14 protein-coding genes and 1 pseudogene are annotated in these 20,043 nt (G+C 66.3%); 12 read left to right on the top strand and 3 right to left on the bottom strand.

Annotation, left to right across the window (positions count from 1 at the left end; translation table 11 throughout):
• Positions 1–337: 337 nt before the first annotated feature.
• The 5 genes and pseudogenes from EYW47_RS42745 to EYW47_RS32205 all read left to right on the top strand — a co-directional run.
• A pseudogene (locus EYW47_RS42745) lies at positions 338–790 on the top strand (beta-ketoacyl synthase N-terminal-like domain-containing protein); the annotation flags it as partial.
• Between the two features lie 142 nt (positions 791–932).
• On the top strand, positions 933–2,336 hold the full coding sequence (locus EYW47_RS32220; RefSeq protein WP_133198860.1) for a tryptophan 2,3-dioxygenase: 1,404 nt from the start codon (positions 933–935) through the stop codon (positions 2,334–2,336).
• A 61-nt stretch (positions 2,337–2,397) separates the two neighbouring features.
• Entirely contained in the window at positions 2,398–3,801 is a 1,404-nt protein-coding gene (locus EYW47_RS32215) for an aspartate aminotransferase family protein (protein ID WP_133198859.1), read from the top strand.
• The gene (locus tag EYW47_RS32210) at positions 3,798–5,201 is read left to right on the top strand and encodes an amidase family protein (RefSeq protein WP_133198858.1); all 1,404 of its coding nucleotides are present in this window, start codon (positions 3,798–3,800) and stop codon (positions 5,199–5,201) included. Before EYW47_RS32215 ends, EYW47_RS32210 begins: the two co-directional genes overlap by 4 nt.
• Positions 5,202–5,259: 58 nt before the next feature.
• Complete coding sequence (locus tag EYW47_RS32205; RefSeq protein WP_205710194.1) at positions 5,260–6,447, top strand: pyridoxal phosphate-dependent aminotransferase; 1,188 nt, start codon at positions 5,260–5,262, stop codon at positions 6,445–6,447.
• A gap of 138 nt (positions 6,448–6,585) precedes the next feature.
• Here the strand turns inward: EYW47_RS32205 and ilvD are convergent, their stop codons facing one another.
• Entirely contained in the window at positions 6,586–8,445 is a 1,860-nt protein-coding gene (gene ilvD / locus EYW47_RS32200) for a dihydroxy-acid dehydratase (protein WP_133198856.1), read from the bottom strand.
• A 334-nt stretch (positions 8,446–8,779) separates the two neighbouring features.
• Positions 8,780–9,880 carry a porin gene (locus tag EYW47_RS32195; protein ID WP_133198855.1) on the bottom strand — a complete coding sequence of 367 codons (1,101 nt, stop codon included), beginning with the start codon at positions 9,878–9,880 and terminating at the stop codon, positions 8,780–8,782.
• A 368-nt stretch (positions 9,881–10,248) separates the two neighbouring features.
• Between EYW47_RS32195 and EYW47_RS32185 the strand changes: the two genes are divergently transcribed.
• The 3 genes from EYW47_RS32185 (at position 10,249) to EYW47_RS32175 (ending at position 14,869) form a co-directional block, all read left to right on the top strand.
• A complete protein-coding gene (locus tag EYW47_RS32185; RefSeq protein ID WP_133198853.1) occupies positions 10,249–11,586 on the top strand; it encodes an AAA family ATPase in 1,338 nt (445 codons plus the stop codon).
• Positions 11,587–11,602: 16 nt separating this feature from the next.
• Positions 11,603–13,516: a cobaltochelatase CobT-related protein gene (locus tag EYW47_RS32180; RefSeq protein WP_165976735.1), complete on the top strand. Its 1,914-nt coding sequence runs from the start codon at positions 11,603–11,605 to the stop codon at positions 13,514–13,516.
• 117 nt (positions 13,517–13,633) lie between these two features.
• Positions 13,634–14,869, top strand: a complete 1,236-nt coding sequence (locus tag EYW47_RS32175) for a J domain-containing protein (protein WP_133198851.1) — start codon at positions 13,634–13,636, stop codon at positions 14,867–14,869.
• A gap of 19 nt (positions 14,870–14,888) precedes the next feature.
• Here EYW47_RS32175 and EYW47_RS32170 read toward each other — a convergent pair whose 3' ends face one another.
• Positions 14,889–15,305: a MarR family winged helix-turn-helix transcriptional regulator gene (locus EYW47_RS32170; protein ID WP_133198850.1), complete on the bottom strand. Its 417-nt coding sequence runs from the start codon at positions 15,303–15,305 to the stop codon at positions 14,889–14,891.
• 239 nt (positions 15,306–15,544) lie between these two features.
• Here EYW47_RS32170 and badH point away from each other — a divergent pair, with 239 nt between their 5' ends.
• From badH to aliA, 4 genes are all read left to right on the top strand, one after another.
• On the top strand, positions 15,545–16,312 hold the full coding sequence (gene badH, locus EYW47_RS32165) for a 2-hydroxycyclohexanecarboxyl-CoA dehydrogenase (RefSeq protein ID WP_133198849.1): 768 nt from the start codon (positions 15,545–15,547) through the stop codon (positions 16,310–16,312).
• A 30-nt stretch (positions 16,313–16,342) separates the two neighbouring features.
• Complete coding sequence (gene badI, locus EYW47_RS32160) at positions 16,343–17,125, top strand: 2-ketocyclohexanecarboxyl-CoA hydrolase (RefSeq protein WP_133198848.1); 783 nt, start codon at positions 16,343–16,345, stop codon at positions 17,123–17,125.
• A 74-nt stretch (positions 17,126–17,199) separates the two neighbouring features.
• Positions 17,200–18,351, top strand: a complete 1,152-nt coding sequence (aliB, locus tag EYW47_RS32155) for a cyclohexanecarboxyl-CoA dehydrogenase (protein ID WP_133198847.1) — start codon at positions 17,200–17,202, stop codon at positions 18,349–18,351.
• A 29-nt stretch (positions 18,352–18,380) separates the two neighbouring features.
• Complete coding sequence (gene aliA / locus EYW47_RS32150) at positions 18,381–20,036, top strand: cyclohexanecarboxylate-CoA ligase (RefSeq protein ID WP_133198900.1); 1,656 nt, start codon at positions 18,381–18,383, stop codon at positions 20,034–20,036.
• Positions 20,037–20,043 lie beyond the last annotated feature (7 nt).

The raw sequence follows: 20,043 nt of genomic DNA, 5'->3' as shown, positions 1-20,043 counted from the left end.
GTGACTTGCACCCAGAATTCGACCGGTGAAATATTGATTAAACGTATGTCCATAATCACCGTTATCGCTCGGACGTGACTACCTGCCAACCTGGTCAGGTATAACAGGTAGAGGATTGCGCGGTAGATTCAGGCCGCAGTGACCGGAAATAAATAGCGATCTATGACGTTTCAGTCATGATAATACATATGGCGCGAAATAATGAGTGGCACTATTAACGAATCCGGAAAATATCGGCGAGAAATATCACCGTACGCACCATCGAAAATTTTGCGCACAGAAATAATTTTCGACACAGTTTCATTTCTCTGGCTTACAGACAGAGCATTTACTCGACCAACAAGAGCTGCTGCCACCGGAGAGCACATGCGAGCCGCTCGGGCGTGCCGCTATCGCCGAGCAAAGTCTCGCTGGCTCTCGAACAGGCGTGTTCGTCGGCCAAATGCATCACGACTATGAGGTATTGCTGCGTGTGCAAAGTGCGGGCTTCGAAACGAGGCCGCGTTTTGCGGCCGGTAGTGCCACATCGATTGCTGTCAGGCGGATCGCTCGCTATTTCGACCGGCACGGGCCGGCGCTGTCCGTGGACACGGTCTGCAGCTCCTCGCTGGCTGCTATTCACCTCGCGCGCGCAAGCCTGCTGGCGGCACACAGCGAGGTCGCCAATGCGGGCGGAGTGAACTCCGCCGCTCGGCGAAGCGCGATTCGTCGAGGACGACTCGGGCCGGATGGCTGCCTGGTATGGGGAGATCGGGCGCGACGGCGAGCCGTTGGAAGCGCGGCGGATTGATGAGGATTGCAGGCGATCTCGGCCTCGTTCTCGAACCGCCGGTCAAACGTTTGCGTGGACGTGAGCTCGAATATTGGCGACCGTCGCCCGCTATCAGGCCTTCACTGAATCGTTGTTGCTTACACGAGGGACGGGAGAGCACATGGAAACGTGGACATCCGCACCGCATGCCCATCCGGAAACGCAAGCATGGCTGGATGACTATCTGTCTCGTGGTCACGAGAAGCTGGGTCGAGCGGGACACGTCTGCCCGTTCGTTCGTCCGGCGATGAATGCCGGAACGCTGCTGATGCAGACTGCAGCCTACGACGATTCGAGCGGGCTTGCCGGGTTATGCAAACTGATGCGGCAGCAGATCGACAAGTTCTCCGCAATGCAATGGCCGGTAGACAAGGCGTCGATTGCGGGGCTCGTCACGGTCTTCGAGGAGATGCCCGCTCACCGCTGGGTGCTGCTCGACGAAGCACAACGCAGGGTGAAGGGCTATGCGGTGCCGCTCGGGTGCATGATCGGGCAGTTCCATCCGCGCTGCGCGGAGCCCGCCGCGCTCAATCCCGAGTTTCCGGTGTCCCGTTCCCCTGAGCCGTTGTTTGCAATCCGGCGCATGGCGCTGCACGACATCCTGTTCCTGCACGCAAGCCCACCGATGTTCGCCGAATACCAGCAGCGCTTCGGCGATCGCTACAACGATCCCGATCATCCCGTTCCGGAAACGTATGCGCGCCTGTACGCACTGGCTCAGCAGCGTGGACGCGGGCGCGGCGAATACGTCGACTATCAGAGCATCGACGTGCTGCTGTCGCTGCAACAGCCGCGCACCGATCATCCGTCCGAGATGGTGTTCTATCTAAGCGGACAGGCAAAGGAACTGCTGTTCAAGCTGATGCACGAGCAGGCGCGCGCCGTGCGGATGGAGCTCGCGTCCGATCACATCGACGAAGCGGTCTGGGGCTTGCACAGGATCACTGCCACGCTCGACGTGTTGTCGCGGATGTGGGACGTATTGGGAACGCTCGCGCCGACCGAGTTCAACACGTTTCGCGAGCAACTCGGCGGCGCGTCTGGCATCGATTCGTACATGTTCCGGATGGTCGAGTTCGTGCTCGGCAGAAAGTCGGAGACGCTCGCCGCCCGATACGCATCGGTGCCGGGCATTGCCGAGGACGTGTATCGCGCGTTCCATGACAGCAGCGTATACGACGAGGCGCTGTCTCTTCTGGTCAGGCACGAGCTGCTGGACCGCGATGCCGCGGATCCCGCACGACGGAACGCGGACGTCGTTTCGGAAGCATGGGCCGATGTCTATCGAACGCAGGGCCCATCGAATGCGCTGTTCCGCCTGGCCGAGGCGCTGATGGACGTCGCCGAAGGCTTCGGACGATGGCGCGCGCTGCACCTGCTGACGGTCGAGCGCATGATCGGCTCGAAGTCCGGAACGGGCGGAACCGACGGCGTCGCATGGTTGCGCCGCTCGGCCGAACACCGTTTCTTTCCCGAGCTCTGGACAGCGAGGACGTTGCTGTCCAGCGCGCCCGCGCCATTCTGATTTCACGCGTCGTTTTCCCTTTCGACCGGTCATCCGGCTTCATGACGAGGAGAGCATCTCCATGGCTTCCAACGACCCCATTGCCGTCGGCATCATCGAGCGCTACCGTTCGGGCGCGCCGCATTCGGCTGCCGCCTTTGCCACGGCGGCAGCTTCGCTGCCCGGCGGCGACACGCGCACGATGACGTCGTATCGGCCGTTTCCCCTGTACTTCGAGCGCGGCGCCGGGACGCGGCTGAAGGACGTCGACGGCGTCTGGCGAGAGGATTTCCTGACCAACTACGGCGCGCTGGCGCATGGTCACGACCATCCGGCGCTGATCGCAGCGGTCAGGGAGCAGGTCGCGCTGGGCACGTTGCCGGGCGGTCCGACCAGGCTCCAGTACGAGCACGCGGAGCTGCTGAAAGCACTGGTTCCGTCGATGGAGCGCGTGCGGTACTGCAACTCGGGCACGGAAGCGACGATGTGGGCGATCCGCACGGCGCGCGCGTACACGGGCCGAGACATCGTGCTCAAGATCGACGGTGGTTATCACGGCACGCACGACTGGACAAACGTGAACGCGTTCATCACCAACGGCCAGACTTACGACCAGGCCGTCGGCGGCTTGCCCGCCGGCTATCTCGCGCACGGCGTGCCGCCGAGCGTGCTGGAAACGGTGGTGGCCATTCCGTACAACGATGCCGACACGGCCACCCGCGTGATGAACGAGCTGCGCGGCAAGGTGGCCGGCGTAATCGTCGAGCCGGTGCTCGGCGTCGGCGGCGCGGTGCCGGCCGATCGCGCGTATCTCGCGACGCTGCGAAAGCTTTGCACGGACCACGGCGCCGTGCTCATGTTCGACGAATGCGCGAGCATTCGCGTGGGCCCGTGGCAGGTCAAGCATGGCGTCACGCCGGACCTGAGCACGTTCAGCAAGATCGTTGGCGGTGGTTTGCCTATCGGGGTCTTCGGCGGGCGCGCCGACATCATGAAGATCTTCGATCCGTTCGGGCCCGATCCCGTCTATCACGCGGGCGCCTATTGCGCGAACAACCTGTCGCTTGCCGCCGGCATCGCCGCGATGAAGCATCTCGACGCATCCGATTTCAAGCACCTCACCGCGCTCGGCGAGCGCCTGCGAACCGGCCTGACGGCCGCCGCGGCGTCGGTCGGCGTCGTGGGGCGTGCGATCGGCGAGGGCGGGATGACCTATTTCCATTTCACGCGCGAGGCTCCGCGCAACGCGGCCGACACCGCGCGCGTGCGTAAAGGCCGCGACGAGCTGCGTTCGCTCGTTCATTTGCAGATGCTCAACGAGGGCTTCGTCACCGCGCGCCACGGTTTGCTGTGCCAACACGTGATGACGGAGACGACCACGGTCGATGCGTTCGTCGACGCTTACGGCAGCACGCTCGCGATGCTCGTGCCGTATATCTCCCGGAATCATCCGGAGCTTCTCGTTCCAGTGAGCGCGCACGCATGAGCGCCGAAGCCGCGAGCTGGTCGCTGTGCGAAGCGGCGCGCGCGCTTCGGGCCGGCCGCCTGAGCGCCGTGGAGTACGTGACCGACCTGATTGCTCATGAACGCGCGCGCGGCGATCTCGGCGCGTATATCACGCGGGCCCACGAACAGGCGCTGGACGCCGCGCGCGAGGCGGACCGCACCTCGCCGGCCGGGCCGCTGCATGGGATGCCGCTCGTCGTGAAGGACAACATCGACGTCGCCGGGATCCGCACGACAGGCGGCACGCCGCGTCTGCACGCGCATATGCCGGCGTCCGACTCGGCGGTGTGGCGGCGCCTCGCGGCGGCGGGCGCGATGCTGCTTGGCAAGACGAGCATGCATGAGCTCGCGTATGGGGTCACTGGAATCTGCGTGGGTGCGCCTACCGCGCGCAATCCGGTGAACACGGATTATCTGGCCGGCGGCAGCAGCTCCGGAACGGCGACGGCGGTGGCGGCTGGCTTTGCGCCGGCCGGGCTCGGCACCGACACGGGCGGCTCGGCGCGCATTCCGGCGGCGTTTTGCGGGATCGTTGGCTTTCGCCCAACGACCGGGCGCTATCCGCATGCGGGCGTGCTGCGGATCTCGCCGTCGCGCGATACCGTTGGACTCATGGCTCGCGATCCCGACGACATTGTGCTGCTGGACTCGATCCTTGCCGCTGCCGATGGTGACAGGCGAATGGCCCGCGACGCTGGTCGCCCGATACGGCTTGCCGTTCCCGATCACGCATGGCATAGCCTTGATCCCGATGTCGCGCGCGTCGCCGCCAACGCGCTGGCTTTGCTCGAGCGTGCCGGATGCGTGCTCGTGAGTGTGGGGGACGAGATCCTGGGCGGCCCGAGCGCCGCTCTTCTCGACGTCGCGACCGCCGTGCCGTTGGCCGAGACGCCGGCCGCCGTTGCCGCGTATCTGGCCGACAGCGGTTCCACCGACACCTTCGAGGACGTGATTCGCGAGGTCGCGTCACCCGACGTGCGCGGCGTGCTCGCGCCGTTGCTGGACGCGCCATTTCCGCGTGAAGCCTATCGCCATGCGCTGGCCGCGCAGGCGCGCCTGCGCGCCGCTGCAACGGCGGCCCACCGGCTCCACGACGTCGACGCCGTCGTCTTGCCGTCCACCATTCTCCCGTCGCCGTCGATCGACGTTGGCGAGCACGTGGTGCTTGATGGCGCGTCGATGCCGACTTTCCTCGCCTGCATCCGCAACACGGCTCCGGCCGCGGTGCTCGGCGCGCCTTCCGTGACCCTGCCGGCCGGCAAGACCCGGCACGGGCTGCCCGTCGGTCTCCAGTTCGACGGGCAGCCGCACGCCGATACCCGGCTGCTGGATCTCGCGCGGCAATGCTCGCGGCTGCTCGAATCCGTCAATCGTCCTTGAAGGGCCGCCCATGCAATCACCCGACGATGTGCTCGATACCGGCGCACTGCCGAATCCGTTGACCGATGCGCAGCTTCTCGCCGGATATGCGCGCGTTGACGAACTGGTGTATCTGAGCCTCGGCGAGACATGGACGCCGCCCGCGCCCGGTCTTGTCGAGGCGCTGAGCAAGGTGCCGGCATACGCGCATGGCTATACGCTGGCGCCGTATGGGCTTCCCGCGCTGCGCCGGGCGCTGCGCGCGTATATCGCCCGGACGCACGATCTACCGTCAGCCGGGACGTACGACGTCGCCGTCAGTCAGGCCGGCACACGCGCGGCGATGTCGGACTTCGCGCAACTGTTCCACGCACGCCACGGCGCGCGCTGCACCGCGCTCGTGCCCGATCCCGGTTGGGACTATGTGGGCATCCTCGCTTCGCTGCCGTTCGACATCCGTCAATACAGCGTCACGGCCGAGCGGGGCTGGCAGCCCGATCCGGACGAACTGGTGCGCGCGATGGCGCCCGGCACGCTGCTCGTGCTCAATCCACAGCACAATCCGACCGGCGCCGAGTGGTCGCCGCAGATAACGGCGCGGCTGATCGAAGCGGCATTCGAGCGGGAGACCGCGATTCTGATCGATGACGCCTACTTTGCGCTTCATGCGCCCGGGCGCGCGCCGACGAATGCGCTGCGCGTGCTTGTCGACAGGGCGGCGCACGCCTGCGCACCGCTCTGGCTGGCGGTGCGGACCTTGGGAAAGCAATTCCGATGCAACGGCTGGGGGATTGGTGCGCTGACCGCGCATCCGGACACGCTGGCCGGGCTCGTCGACGTCGCGCACCGGCGCAGCTATGGCACAGCGATACCGCTTCAGGCCGCAATGGCCGAGTGGCTGCCTGCCCCCGAGGCGGACTCCTACCTGGATCAGCTTCGTCATCATTACGCGAGCAACCGGAGCAGGGTGGCGCGGCGGCTCACCGACGACCTCGGGTTTCCTCACGACGCCGTTCACGCGGGAACCTGCACCTCTTACATGCGATTCCGGGTTCCGCCGCGCTTCGTTCAAGGCGACGACGAGGAAGCTTATCGACGCGCTTGCCTCGAAGCGGGGGTGCTGCCTGGCCGTGGCAGCATGACGACTCCGTTGCGTCGTCCCGGATCGAGCGATCGTATCGCTTACGTCCGGATTCACCTTGGGCATTCATCCGACGTCCTCGATCGCGCTATCGAGCGCCTTCATCGCGCGGGACTCGGGTGGTGATCCAGGGTGTTCTGGGCGCATTGGCCATCCGTGCCGGCCATAACGCTCATTGAGTCCCCGGCAACGCGGGAAGAACCCAAAAAAAAGCCGCTCCGAAGAGCGGCTTCCTGAGACCCGTGCGCAAAGCGCGCGCCGGTCTTAATCGTCGAGCAGCGAAAGATCGCGCACCGCGCCCTTATCCGCCGACATCACGAGCTTGGCATAGGCCTTGAGCGCAGCCGACACCTTGCGCGGGCGCGCCTTCACCGGCTTCCACCCCTTGGCGTTCTGCTCTTCGCGACGACGCGCCAGTTCCTCATCGGAAACGAGCACATTGATCGTGCGATTCGGAATGTCGATGCGAATCTTGTCGCCATTGCGCACGAGACCGATCGCGCCACCTGCCGCCGCCTCCGGCGAGCAGTGGCCGATGGAAAGCCCCGACGTGCCGCCCGAGAAACGCCCATCGGTGAGCAGCGCACAAGCCTTGCCCAGGCCCTTCGACTTGATATAGCTCGTCGGGTAGAGCATTTCCTGCATGCCCGGCCCGCCCTTGGGCCCTTCGTAACGCACGATCACCACATCGCCGGCCTTGACCTTGTCGGCGAGAATGTTCTCCACCGCCTCGTCTTGCGACTCGGTCACATGGGCCGTGCCTTCGAACACGAGAATGCTGTCATCCACGCCCGCGGTCTTCACCACGCAGCCGTCCAGCGCGATATTGCCCGTGAGCACCGCGAGGCCGCCTTCCTGCGAGAACGCATGCTCGTTCGAGCGGATGCAGCCCTCGGCGCGATCGGCGTCGAGGCTCGGCCAGCGCGTGTTCTGGCTGAACGCCACTTGCGTGGGGACGCCCGCCGGACCGGCCATGTAGAACGTCTTCACGGCATCGTCCTGGGTGAGGGCGATATCCCACTGCGCGAGCGCGTCCTTGAGCGAGGGCGCATGCACGGTCGGCACGTCGGTGTGCAGCTTGCCGGCACGATCGAGCTCGCCGAGGATCGCCATGATGCCACCCGCGCGATGCACGTCTTCGATGTGGTACTTGTTGGTGTTGGGCGCCACCTTGCACAGCTGCGGCACGACGCGCGAAAGGCGGTCGATGTCGGCCATGGTGAACTCGATGCCCGCTTCCTGCGCGATCGCCAGCAAATGCAGGATGGTGTTGGTCGAGCCGCCCATGGCGATGTCCAGCGTCATGGCGTTCTCGAACGCCTTGAAGCCCACCGAGCGCGGCAGCACGCGCTCGTCTTCCTGCTCGTAGTACTGGCGCGCGAGCTCGACGATACGGCAACCGGCGCGCTTGAACAGCTGCTCGCGGTCCGCGTGCGTGGCCACCACCGTGCCGTTGCCGGGCAGCGAGAGGCCCAGCGCCTCGGTCAGGCAGTTCATGGAGTTGGCCGTGAACATGCCCGAGCACGAGCCGCAGGTCGGGCAGGCGGAGCGCTCGACTTCGGCCACTTCGGCGTCCGAATACTTGCTGTCCGCCGCGATCACCATGGCGTCGATCAGGTCGAGCTTCTTGACTTCGATGGCCTTGGTGACGGGGTTGGCGAGGCGCGTCTTGCCGGCTTCCATCGGGCCGCCGGAGACGAAGATCACGGGGATGTTCAGGCGCATGGCGGCCATCAGCATGCCCGGGGTGATCTTGTCGCAGTTGGAGATGCAGACCATGGCGTCGGCGCAGTGCGCGTTGACCATGTATTCCACCGAATCCGCGATGATGTCGCGGCTCGGCAGCGAATACAGCATGCCGTCGTGACCCATGGCGATGCCGTCGTCCACGGCGATGGTGTTGAATTCCTTGGCCACGCCGCCCGCGGCTTCGATTTCGCGCGCAACGAGTTGGCCGAGGTCCTTCAGGTGGACGTGGCCGGGCACGAACTGGGTGAACGAGTTGACCACCGCGATGATCGGCTTGGAAAAGTCTTCGTCTTTCATGCCGGTGGCGCGCCACAGGGAGCGCGCACCTGCCATGTTGCGGCCGGCGGTGGAGGTCTTGGAACGGTATGCGGGCATCGTGGTTGCGTGAGAGTGATTACAGAAAGTGCCGATTGGGTAGCGGGCCACGGGATTGACGGCCCCCTGCGCGCCCGTGCGAACAACCTCTTGAGCTGCACTCTGGGCAAACGGTAATTATCCCACACCGCCCGCCATGGCGTGCCGCCCCCGGGTTTCAGGGCGTTTTTGGCCACGTTGTCGGCCATTTTCACGCGAGCGGCGCCGCGTGTTTTCGCAGTGGTCGATGAATTCGCCGATCAATAAAAAAACCGCACGCTGAAAGCGCGTGCGGTTCGTGTCGATCTTGCCGATCTTGCTGATGTGCGGCCCGAACGAGGGGCCGCGTGCGCCATCAGAAGATGTTGCGCAGGCCGACGGCAACGCCGGTCTGGTTGTTGCGGCCCGGGAAGTCGGCGGTTGCCGCCGCGCCCGTGCCACGCGTGAAGTCGACCGTGCCATACACTTCGGTGCGCTTGGAGAGCGCATATTCGGCCAGCAGGACCGCCGTGTAGCGCACGCTGGTGCTCAGCGTCACGTCGTCCCCGTTCAATGCGTTGCGGGCGTGGTCGTAGTAGTAGGCGGCCGTCAGCGTCAGCGGCGCGTTGACCTGCCACACGGCGCCGGCGTAGAAGCCGTTGTCGATGCGGTTGGTGTTCGTCACGGGCGTCGAGAAGTTGGCAGCCGGCGAGCCGGTTGCGGCCATGTACATGTCGACGATGCCGGTATTGTCCTGGCCCCACAGCCAGCCGGCCATCGCCTTGACGGGGCCGATCTGGTAGACGCCGCTCACGTTCACGACGCGGTACTTGTTGTTGTGCAGGTCGCTGTTCTGCTGGTAGCCAGCGTCGAGCGAGGCCGGGCCGTAGGTGTACGAGGCGGTGAAGCCGTACATGTTGTTCGCGCCGGTGCTGCCCGGCACGCCGCCGAAGCTGTACATGCCTTCGACTTCGAGGCCGCCGAAGTGGCCGTCGTACTTGACCGAATTGTTCTGGCGCAGGCCGTAGCCGAGCGCGCCCGGCAGCCAGCCGTCCTGGTCGAAGTTGCCGACGGTCAGCGGGTCATAGACGTTGCCGAGCTGGTCGAACAGCGGGGTGTTCTGGCGGCCGAACGTGAGCGCGCCGTACTGGTTGCTCTGCAAGCCGACATACGCCATCCGGTTGAACAGCGTGTTCTGGCTGGCCATCTGGCCGTTCCAGAGGTTAAAGCCGCTTTCGAGGCGGAACACTGTCGAGAGGCCGCCACCCAGGTCTTCCGAGCCTTTCAGGCCCCAGCGGCTGCCGGTGATCGGGCCGACGCCCATTTGCACTTGATTGTCGTTGTTCGCATTGGCGTTCGTCAGGTAGCGGATGCTCGTGTCGACGATGCCGTACAGCGTGACCGAGCTTTGCGCGAATGCCGATTGCGCGGAAATTGCAAGCAGGGCGGCGCCGAGCGCCGCGGTGGTCTTCTTCATGTGATCCCCATTGTTTTAATCATTCGCCGGCGCCGCGTGGGTGCGTGCGCTGGTGTCATCTCGTGAAACTTTCGAGTACGCAGATCCAGCCCTGCGCGCGAAGATGGCGATAATATTTCGAATCATTAAAACTTCTGCAACAAATTTGTCCGGGTGTCGCACCGCTACAACATGCGTTGGTGCTGGTGCTGGTGCTGGTGCTGGTATTGGCGTTGGTGCTGGAGCTGGTATTGGCGTTGGCGGCCTGCGGCCGCGAGGCGTGGCGGCAGGCGTTCTTGCGTGCCGCCCCTGGGGGCAGGCAGCGGCAGGACAGCGGGTAACATGAGCGGTTAATCCTTTTATTCGCGCTCGCGCGTGGTCTTTTGCCGATGAACGCCACCCCTCTCGCAGTTCACAACGACGGCCCCGAGGGCGTCTACACGCGCGGCTCGGGCGAGGCGCGCGAATGGTGGCGCGTGTCGCTCTCCGAGCGCGCGAACATGTTCCGCATCGAGCACGGCCGCGGCGGCGACGGCGACGCCATCGGCGAGGTGGACATCGACACCGTCGTCGACCTCGATAACCTCGAAGCGAAGCTGCTGAAATGGCGCCGCGAGGGCTTTGTGTCCGAGGCGGGCCGCGAGGACGAGGCGCGTGCCGCCGAGGCGGGCAGCCGTTTCTCCGCCGAGCTGCGGCGCGCGGCGGCCGCTGAGCGGGCGGCGCGCGAAGGCGGTGGCGACAGCGAAGGCGGCGGCGAGGGCCGCGAAGAGGGCGACGTAGCGGGCAGCGAAGCACGGCTCTCGGGCGCGACCGTGCGCATCGGTAATGTGGACATGCCGGTCGCTCAGGCGGGCTTGCCGGCCTCGCAAGCGCTGGTGCCGCGCATCAACGACGCGTATCTCTTCACGGCCCGCACCGACGACGTCGCTCTCGACATCGTCGAGAATCGCCGCGTGATGCTGATCGGCCACACGGGCTCGGGCAAGACGAGCTTCATCGAGCAGGTGGCCGCGCGCACGGGCCATGGCGTGCTGCGCGCGAACATGAACGGGCAGACCACCATCGGCGACTTCGTGGGTTTTTGGACCGTGAAGGGCGGCGAGACGGTATGGGTGGACGGCGTGCTGCCCGTGGCGATGCGCGAGGGCATTTGGCTCATCATCGACGAACTCGATTTCGCCGAGCCTTCGATCCTCGCCGTGCTGACCGCCGTGCTCGAGCCGAACGGCAAGCTCCTGCTCAAGGAGCGCGGCAACGAGATCGTGACGCCGCATCCCGCGTTTCGCCTCTTCGCCACGGCGAACGCGGCGGGCGCAATGAGTGCGTACCGTCACTTGTATCAGGGCGCGAATCTGCTCAACGAAGCCTTTCTCGACCGCTGGCGCGTGTACCTGTTCGACTATTTGTCGAAAGATGAGGAAGCCGAAGTATTGCGGCGGACCTTGCCGCGGCTCACGCCAGCGCTCGCGCAGACGCTCGCCGCCATTGCCGCCGACTGCCGCGCCGCGTTCGCACGCGAGGATTTGGCGAGCGCGTTCTCCACGCGGCGCCTGATCGATTGGGCCGAGCTGATGTTGCGTACCGGCGACGCCGAGCGCGCCGCCGGCCCGTCGATCTACGCGAAAGTCAGCGCGGATGATGCGGCGCTCATCCGCAGCATCATCCGCCATCACGCGATCTTCGACGCCGATCCGGACGCGAGCGCGCTTGCAAGCGGCGAGAGCTAGAGGCGAGCCAGTCGTCATGGATGCCACCCGCCTCGACGATCTCGAAGCGCGCCTCGGCAAGCTCGCGCGCGTATTGACCGGCGAACCGCGTCTTGCGGTGTCGATTGGCGCCGGTGGGCCGCGCGTGGAGCATGCGCGCTTCGTCTTGCCTTCGCACGCGGAACAATCAACGCAAGCCGCTCGGGCCGCCCAGGCCGGCGGATCCACCGAATCAACCGAATCAACCGAATCAACCGAATCAACCGAATCAACCGAATCAACCGAATCAACCGAAGCCGATGAAGACTTGCTGATCGGCTACCTCGACCTGCTGGCGGCGCGCTGGCGCCATAGCGCACAGCCTCGGCTCGACCTCGCCCAGGCGGGCGTGACGGGGCGCATTGCGCAGGCCGTCGAAGACCGGCGTGTGCTTGCCCGGCTCGTGGCCGCTTACCCGGGCGCGCGCCGCTACGTCGCGCGGCTGCGCGCGCAACTCGCTAGCGACGCCTCGCGGCGCTGGGGCGCGCTCTCGTGGCCCGAGCGGCTCATGTGGGCCATCGAGCGCACGCTGTGGGGCGAGCCCGCTCGTGCGGGCGAGCGCGACGCGGCAACGCTCGCGGCCGCGCTGCGCGTATTGGAAGGCGCGGACGGGCCGCTCGCGGCGGCGCGCGCGAGCCGCTCGACCGGCGAGAGCGTGCGGGCCGCGCAGGCCATCGTGGCGGGCGTGCGCTCGCTCGCCTCGCGCGGCGCGAACAATATGATGCAGTCGGCGCGCCCGCTCGACGCGATCGAGGACGAAACGCTCGCGCGCGCGCTCGACGACTTCGGCGCGCACGACGACCCGGATTTCGCGCTGATGCTGGATGCCGCCGCTGCCGGGGCGGCCGCCGAGGCGCAGCGCCAGCCCGGCGCGCAGGCGCTGGAAGCGGCCGGCGAAGCGCTCGGCGACGCCACCTCCGCGCCCGGCGCCACGCTCTCCGAGACCGATGCCGCGCCGCCGCGCGCGGTCGGCGGCGAGGCGCCGTTCCCGAAGCCGGCCCGGTCGATCCCGCTCACCACAGCCTTCGACGTCGTGACCGACCTCACCGGCAGCGGCGACGCCACGGCGTGGCGCAAGCTGCGCGCGCTGGCGCGCGCGGAGACTGGCGCGCTCAAGACGCACCTCGAGCGCGTGCTGAAAGCCGACGAGCTCACGCACTGGAAGCGCGAGCAGGAGCGCGGCGAGATCGACCGTGCCGCGCTCGCTCGCCTGGCCGCCTCGCGCGGCTATCGCACGCCGTTTCGCGTGACCACGCACGCGAGCGGCCGCGCCGCCGCCATGACGCTGCTGCTCGACCTGAGCGGCTCGATGGCGGGGCGCAAGATCGAGCTCGCGCGACTGTGCGCGGCGGCGCTCACCGACGCGCTCATGCAACTCGGCTTCGACTGCGAAGTGCTTGGCTACAGCTCGGTCGAGTCGCCCGACATGCGCGCTCAGTTCGAGCGCGCTCGCGCGGCGGGCGCGGACCTGCGCGGCTACAACCGCTTCATGGAGCGGCTCGATCTGCGGGTCTTCAAGCGCTTCGACGCGCGCGATTCGAACGCCGCGAGCGGCCTCGCGGCCATCGAGTGCGGTCACGAGAATCCCGATGGCGAAGCGCTCGCCTGGGCCGCCGCGCGGCTCATGGCGCGCAAGGCGCGGCGGCGCCTGCTGTTCGTGCTCTCGGACGGCTATCCATCCACGAGCGATGGCGACCCCGCTGTCTTGCGCAGCGACTTGCGTGCGTGCGTGGCCGAGGTGGGCGAGCTGGGCATCGAGCTGGTCGGCATCGGCATTCAGGACGATGCCGTAGAGGCGTTCTATCCGCAGGCCGTGGTCGTGCGCAAGCTCCACGAGCTGCCCGCCGTGGCGTTCGCGACGCTGAGCCGGATGCTCGCGCCGGCGGGGAGGCAACCGTCGCGCCGGAGGTGAGGCGGCCGGCGCGATTCTTGCCGCTGGGGCCGACGTGTTATACCTTGTCTGACAAAGCCGCTACGAATGCGGCTTATCGACTGAACCCCGACTGAACCCCCTATCGACACTTCGGTCATGAGCGCCCCCGATCCGAGGACCCACGAAGACTACGATCGCCTCTACTACCGGCTCGATCTCGAGCCTGGCGCCAGCGCGGCCGAAATCAAGCACAACTACCGGCAGCTCGCCCAGATCTTCCATCCCGACAAGTGGCGGCATCCGAGCCCCGCGTCGCTGCACTGGGCCTCCGAGCAGTTCAAGAAGATCAAGGAAGCGCGCGAGGTGCTGGAGGACTACTGGTCCGCGCATCACGAGGCGCCCGCGAGCCGCGTGGCCCTGGGCGATGCGCACCTCGTGCGCGTGCGCGAGCAGTTGCGCGACCTGCAACTGCGCCGCGAGCGCCTGCAGGGCGAGCTCGACGCGTTGCAGAGCGCCAGGCTGCGCGGCCTGGCCGAGTTTGCGCGCCTGCAGACCGAGCGCGAACGCCTGATCGGCGAGCTCGTGCACCTGCGTGAAGAAGCCGTGCGCGAGCGCGCAAGCGCCGCCGCGCGGCGCGATGAGGCGCAGGCCTTCCGGCAGGCCCAGGCAACCGCTGCCGCAAGCCCCGTCTCCGGCAATGGCAGCAATGGTAGCAATGGCGGCAACCAAGGCAATGGCGGCAATGGCAGCGCAAGCTTCGCGCCGCTCGAACGACACCCCGTGCGCGACTTCTTTTTCTCGCGATTCGACGATCCCGCGCGTGGCTGGCTGATGACGTTGAGCGGCATTGTCGTGATGTTCATCGTCCTCTTTGTGGTGACACACAAGATCGTCTTTAGCGTATTCGATACAAGCGGCTCATGGCGCTGGCTCGGCGAAATCTTGCAAGGACTGCTGATTGCCGCGGGCGTGGTGCTGGTGGGCGGATATGCATGGGCGCAGCGGACCTTCTATCGGGCCGATCGCGCGGGGCGCGAGCATGGCATGCCGCTGCCCGCTCACGAAACGTGGCAGCGCGTGGGCGCCGCGCTGCGCGGCACGGGCCGCCATGGCGCCGAATGGCGTATCGAAACTGGCGAGCACCTGCCCGGCGATGCGGGCTTCGAACTGCGCGCGGTCCTGCGCTACTCGATGGCGCACCACGGCGAGAGCGCGGGTGAGGCGCATCAGGCCGTGACCTTCCGCTGCCGAGCGCGTGCCGTGAGCGCGGGCGAGACACGCATCGCCTGGGACTTCGGCGTGCAGGCGCCCACGTGGTGGCTCCTGCCGGCGGCAAAGGTCGTGCGCGATTTGCGCAGGCGGATCGAGGCAGATCTCGCCGCGCGCCTTTGAGCGTGCCCCCCACGCGCGCTTATTCTTCTTCCTCCGTGCCGCGCTCGTCGATGCGCTTCATGTTGTCCAGCAGCTTGAGCAGATAGTGCAGCGTGTGCGTCATGTCGTCGACGGAAAAATTGCCTAGCACCTCTTCGTAATACGCCTGGATCTTGGGCGTGGCCTGGTGCAGCCATAGCGTGCGGCCCGACTCGCTCATGCGCACGCGGCGCGAGCGGCGGTCGAGGGCGTCCGGGGTGGCGCTCAAATGGCCGTCGCGCTCCATCCTGCTGATCAGGCCCGAGAGGTTCTGCCGGCTCACCATCAGATAGCGCGCCAACTCGCCCACGCTCATGCCTTCCTGAGCCTCCTCGCGCGAAAGTGCGCCGAGCACGGCCCACTGCTGCGTGGTCAGCCCTTCCTCTTCCACAGCCCTTGTTCCCGTTTTATGCAACATGTTGGCAGATTGGTAGAGACGGAAGAACAGCCGATTGGCCAGCTCGAAGCGCGCAATGTCTTCTTTATCGTGGTTTTTTGAAGGCTTTGGCAAAGGGTTTCTCCTAGTGTGGCTGCGCTTGTTTTCGATCGATGTGCTGCCTAGTATACGTCAATATATTGACGTAATTCGGGCGGCCAGAAAAGGTGCGCGACCGCCAACAGGCTCAATGGTAACCCTGGTACGAATGGAGGAGCACGATGAAGAAGTTCGAAGGCTGCACGGTGGTCGTGACGGGAGGCGGAGGCGGCATTGGCAGCGCGACTTGCCGGCGCTTTGCGGCGCAGGGTGCGCGCGTGGCGGTGCTCGATCTCTCGCTCGAAGCGGCGCAGAAAGTGAGCGCGTCGATCGAGGCGCAAGACGGCCAGGCGCTCGCGCTGCGCTGTGACATCACGAATCGAGCGGAGGTGGATGCGGCGCTCGCGCAAGCCGAGGCGCAACTCGGCCCCGTGGACGTGCTCGTGAACAACGCGGGCTGGGACGTCTTCAAGCCATTCACGAAAACGCAGCCCGCGCAGTGGGAGCGGCTCATCGCGATCAATCTCATGGGCGCGCTGCACCTGCACCATGCCGTGCTGCCCGGCATGGTCGAGCGCAAGCGCGGGCGCATCGTCAATATCGCTTCCGATGCGGCGCGCGTGGGCTCGTCGGGCGAGGCCGTCTACGCGGCATGCAAGGGCGGCCTCGTGTCGTTCTCCAAGACCATCGCACGCGAGCACGCGCGCCACGGCATCACCGTGAACGTGGTCTGCCCGGGCCCGACCGACACCGCGCTCTTTGCCGATTACAAGGAGGGCGCGGGCAATCCCGAGAAGCTGCTCGAAGCGTTCCAGCGCTCGATTCCGCTGGGCCGCATTGGCCAGCCCGAGGACCTGCCGGGCGCAATCGTCTTTTTCGCCAGCGACGACGCGGGCTACATCACCGGGCAGGTGCTGAGCGTGTCCGGCGGACTGACCATGGCCGGCTGATTGATTGTCAGCACAACCCAGGATTCGATCATGAACTACGAAGACATTCTTTACGAAGTGCGCAACGGCGCGGCATGGATCACCATCAATCGCCAGGAGAAGATGAATGCGTTTCGCGCACGCACCTGCGACGAGCTGATTCACGCGATCAACAAGGCGGGCTATTCGCGCGAGATTGGCGTGATCGTGCTGGCGGGCGCTGGCGACAAGGCGTTCTGCACCGGCGGCGACCAGTCCGCCCATGAGGGTCAATACGACGGGCGCGGCACCATCGGGCTGCCGATGGAGGAACTGCACACCGCCATCCGCGACGTGCCCAAGCCCGTGATCGCGCGTGTGCAGGGCTACGCGGTGGGCGGCGGAAACGTGCTGTGCACGATCTGCGATTTCACGATTGCCTCGGAGAAGGCCGTATTCGCGCAGGCGGGCCCGAAGGTCGGCTCGGTGGACCCCGGCTACGGCACGGCCTTTCTCGCGCGTGTGGTGGGCGAGAAAAAGGCGCGCGAGATCTGGTATCTGTGCCGCCGCTATCCCGCCGCCGAGGCGCTGGCGATGGGACTCGTGAATGCGGTCGTGCCGCACGAGCAACTGGACGCCGAAGTGCAGAAGTGGTGCGACGAGATCATGGAAAAGAGCCCGACGGCCATCGCCATCGCCAAGCGCTCGTTCAACATGGACACCGCGCACCAGGCCGGCATCGCGGGCATGGGCATGTATGCGCTCAAGCTCTATTACGACACGGAGGAGTCGCGCGAGGGCGTGCGGGCGTTCAATGAGAAGCGCAAGCCCGAGTTCCGCAAATACGCGAAGTAAATGCGCAAAGTAAATGCGTATTGGTAACGTTTAGTATGACGAACGAATAGAACGACCCAGCACCAGGAGTGGACATGAATCCCTATATCGACGATGACCTCGTCGCCCTCGGCGAGCACGCGCGGCGTTTCGCGCAGGGACGCGTCGCGCCGGGCTTTCAGGAACGCGATCAAACACGCGTGCTCGACCGCGGCTTGATGCGCGAAATGGGCGAGATGGGATTCATCGCGCCGGAGCTGCCCGAAGCCTGTGGCGGCCAGGGGCTCGGCTGCCTCGCGGCGGGCGTGATCCACGAAGAGATCGCCCGCGCCGACCTGAGCCTTTCCTATATCAACCTGCTCGCTTCGCTCAACGGTCAGATCCTGGCGCAGCACGCGGCGCCCGAGATCGCGCGTCCGTGGCTCGAGCGTCTGACGCAGGGGCGCGCGCTGCTCGCGATCGCGCTGACCGAGCCGCGCGGCGGCTCGGACGCGGCGAACCTGCGCCTCAAGATGGAGCGCGTGGGCGACCACTACGTGCTCAACGGCGAGAAGACGTCGATCTCGGCGGCCGACCAGGCCGACGCCGCCGTGGTGTTCGCCCGCACGGGCCGCGTGGAGGACGGCGCACGCGGCGTTTCCGCTGTGCTCGTGCCGATGGATTTGCCCGGCATCACGCGCAACCGTTTCGATTGTCATGGCCAGCGCGCCATCGGGCGCGGCTCGATCTTCTTCGAGAACGTGCGCGTGCCCGTGGATCATCGGCTAGGCGACGAGGGCAAGGGCTTCGTGCAGGTGATGCAGGGCTTCGACTTCTCGCGCGCGCTGATCGGCTTGCAGGTGCTCGCGGTTGCGAGCGTGAGCCTCGAGGAGACGTGGGAGTACGTTGCGCAGCGCGAGGCGTTCGGCAAGCCGCTTGCGGCGTTTCAGGGCGTCTCGCATCCGCTTGCCGAGTACGCGACCCAGGTGGAGGCCGCGCGCCTGCTGTGCCTGCAAACGCTCTGGCTCAAGGACCGCGGCTTGCCGCACACGGCGCAGGCGGCCATGTGCAAATGGTGGGGGCCCAAGCTCGCCTACGACGTCGTGCATCAATGCCTGCTCTCGTTCGGCCACGGCGGTTACGATCGCGGGCTGCTGGAGCAGCGCCTGCGCGACGTCCTCGGCTTCCAGATCGGCGACGGCACGGCGCAGATCATGAAGACCATCGTGGCGCGTGCGAACGCCGGGCGCGACGCCGTTCCCGCATGAGCGGCACTTCTCTTGCACGGGGGCATGCGATGGCGTTCGACGCGGTATTGATCGAGCAGATGCGCGCGCGCGTAACGACGCGCCGCTGGTGGCCGGGGCGCACCATCAACGACGAGCTGGACGCCTGTGTGGCCGAGTGTCCGGACAAGATCGCGCTTATCGCACGGCGCGTGGAGGACGGCACGACCACGCGCTTCACGTACCGCGAGCTGGCGGCGCTGGCCGACCGCGTCGCCGTGGGGCTCGCGCGCCTTGACGTGACCCGCGGCGACGTGGTGTCGATTCAGTTGCCGAATTGCTGGCAGTTCACGGTGCTTTATCTCGCGTGCTCGCGCATTGGCGCGGTGCTCAATCCGCTCATGCCGATCTTTCGCGAGCGTGAGCTGTCGTTCATGCTCGCGCACGGCGAAAGCAAGGTGATGGTGGTGCCCAGGCGCTTTCGGGGCACCGATTACGAGCAGATGCTGAGCGCGCTGCAACCCGTCTTGCCCGCGTTGCGGCACGTGATCGTGATCGATGGCGGCACGGCGGCCAACAGCTTCGAGACACTGCTCTCGGGCCCGCGATGGGAGAGTGGGCCGGACGCAAGCGAGATCCTCGCGCGTCATCGTCCCGGCCCCGACGACGTCACGCAACTGCTCTACACCTCGGGCACGACGGGCGAGCCGAAGGGCGTGATGCACACTGCCAACACGCTCTTCTCGAACATCGTGCCGTATGCGCGGTCCATGCGCCTCGGCCGCGACGACGTCGTGCTGATGGCTTCGCCGATGGCGCATCAGACCGGCTTCATGTATGGACTGATGATGCCGATCCTGCTGCGCGCGCACGCGGTGCTGCAGGACATCTGGCAGCCACGGGCGGCGCTTGAGCTCATCGCCGGGGAGGGCATCACGTTCACGATGGCATCCACGGCGTTTCTGTCCGACCTGGCCAATGCGGTGAAGGAGAGCGGCACGACCGTGCCAACGCTGCGCACGTTCCTGTGCGCGGGCGCGCCGATTCCGGGTGCGCTCGTCGAGCGCGCGCGAGCGGCGCTGGGCGCGAAGATCGTTTCCGCCTGGGGCATGACGGAGATGGGCGCGGTCACGCTCACGCGCCTCGACGACGCGGACGAGCGCTCAGCCGCCACCGACGGCGCGCCGCTGCCGGGCGTGGAGGCGAGGGTGGTCGACGAGAACGGCGAGGCGCTGCCGGCCGGCGTTGCGGGGCGTCTGTTCGTGCGTGCTTGCTCGGCGTTCGGTGGCTATCTGAAGCGCGCGCACCTGAATGCGACTGATGCGCAGGGCTGGTTCGACACGGGCGACCTCGCGAGCATCGATGCACAAGGCTATATCCGTATCAGCGGGCGCAGCAAGGACGTGATCATCCGTGGCGGCGAGAACATTCCCGTGGTGGAGATCGAGGCGCTGCTGTACCGGCACCCCGGCATCTCGCAGGTGGCCATCGTGGCGTGGCCCGACGCGCGGCTCGGTGAGCGCGCCTGCGCCGTGGTCGTGCCCACGCCTGGTGAGTCGGTTGATTTGCCATCGCTCACGGCGTTTTTAAAGGCGCAAGGCGTGGCCACGCAATACTGGCCAGAGCGCCTCGTGCTGCTCGACGCAATGCCGGTCACGCCGGCGGGCAAGATCCAGAAGTTCAAGCTGCGCGATCTGCTGAAGGAAGTGAATGATCAGCAAACCTGATTAATTT

The organism is Paraburkholderia silviterrae, from assembly GCF_004353915.1.
Taxonomy (GTDB): domain Bacteria; phylum Pseudomonadota; class Gammaproteobacteria; order Burkholderiales; family Burkholderiaceae; genus Paraburkholderia; species Paraburkholderia silviterrae.
This window is presented reverse-complemented; position numbering and strand designations above follow the sequence as displayed.

Excerpts from the sequence above, each read along its gene's own strand:
- EYW47_RS32220 (WP_133198860.1), top strand. The coding sequence starts at position 933 with ATGGAAACGTGGACATCCGCACCGCATGCCCATCCGGAAACGCAAGCA.
- EYW47_RS32215 (WP_133198859.1), top strand. The coding sequence starts at position 2,398 with ATGGCTTCCAACGACCCCATTGCCGTCGGCATCATCGAGCGCTACCGT.
- EYW47_RS32210 (WP_133198858.1), top strand. The coding sequence starts at position 3,798 with ATGAGCGCCGAAGCCGCGAGCTGGTCGCTGTGCGAAGCGGCGCGCGCG.
- ilvD (WP_133198856.1), bottom strand. The coding sequence starts at position 8,445 with ATGCCCGCATACCGTTCCAAGACCTCCACCGCCGGCCGCAACATGGCA.
- EYW47_RS32195 (WP_133198855.1), bottom strand. The coding sequence starts at position 9,880 with ATGAAGAAGACCACCGCGGCGCTCGGCGCCGCCCTGCTTGCAATTTCC.
- EYW47_RS32185 (WP_133198853.1), top strand. The coding sequence starts at position 10,249 with ATGAACGCCACCCCTCTCGCAGTTCACAACGACGGCCCCGAGGGCGTC.
- EYW47_RS32180 (WP_165976735.1), top strand. The coding sequence starts at position 11,603 with ATGGATGCCACCCGCCTCGACGATCTCGAAGCGCGCCTCGGCAAGCTC.
- EYW47_RS32175 (WP_133198851.1), top strand. The coding sequence starts at position 13,634 with ATGAGCGCCCCCGATCCGAGGACCCACGAAGACTACGATCGCCTCTAC.
- EYW47_RS32170 (WP_133198850.1), bottom strand. The coding sequence starts at position 15,305 with ATGTTGCATAAAACGGGAACAAGGGCTGTGGAAGAGGAAGGGCTGACC.
- badH (WP_133198849.1), top strand. The coding sequence starts at position 15,545 with ATGAAGAAGTTCGAAGGCTGCACGGTGGTCGTGACGGGAGGCGGAGGC.
- badI (WP_133198848.1), top strand. The coding sequence starts at position 16,343 with ATGAACTACGAAGACATTCTTTACGAAGTGCGCAACGGCGCGGCATGG.
- aliB (WP_133198847.1), top strand. The coding sequence starts at position 17,200 with ATGAATCCCTATATCGACGATGACCTCGTCGCCCTCGGCGAGCACGCG.
- aliA (WP_133198900.1), top strand. The coding sequence starts at position 18,381 with ATGGCGTTCGACGCGGTATTGATCGAGCAGATGCGCGCGCGCGTAACG.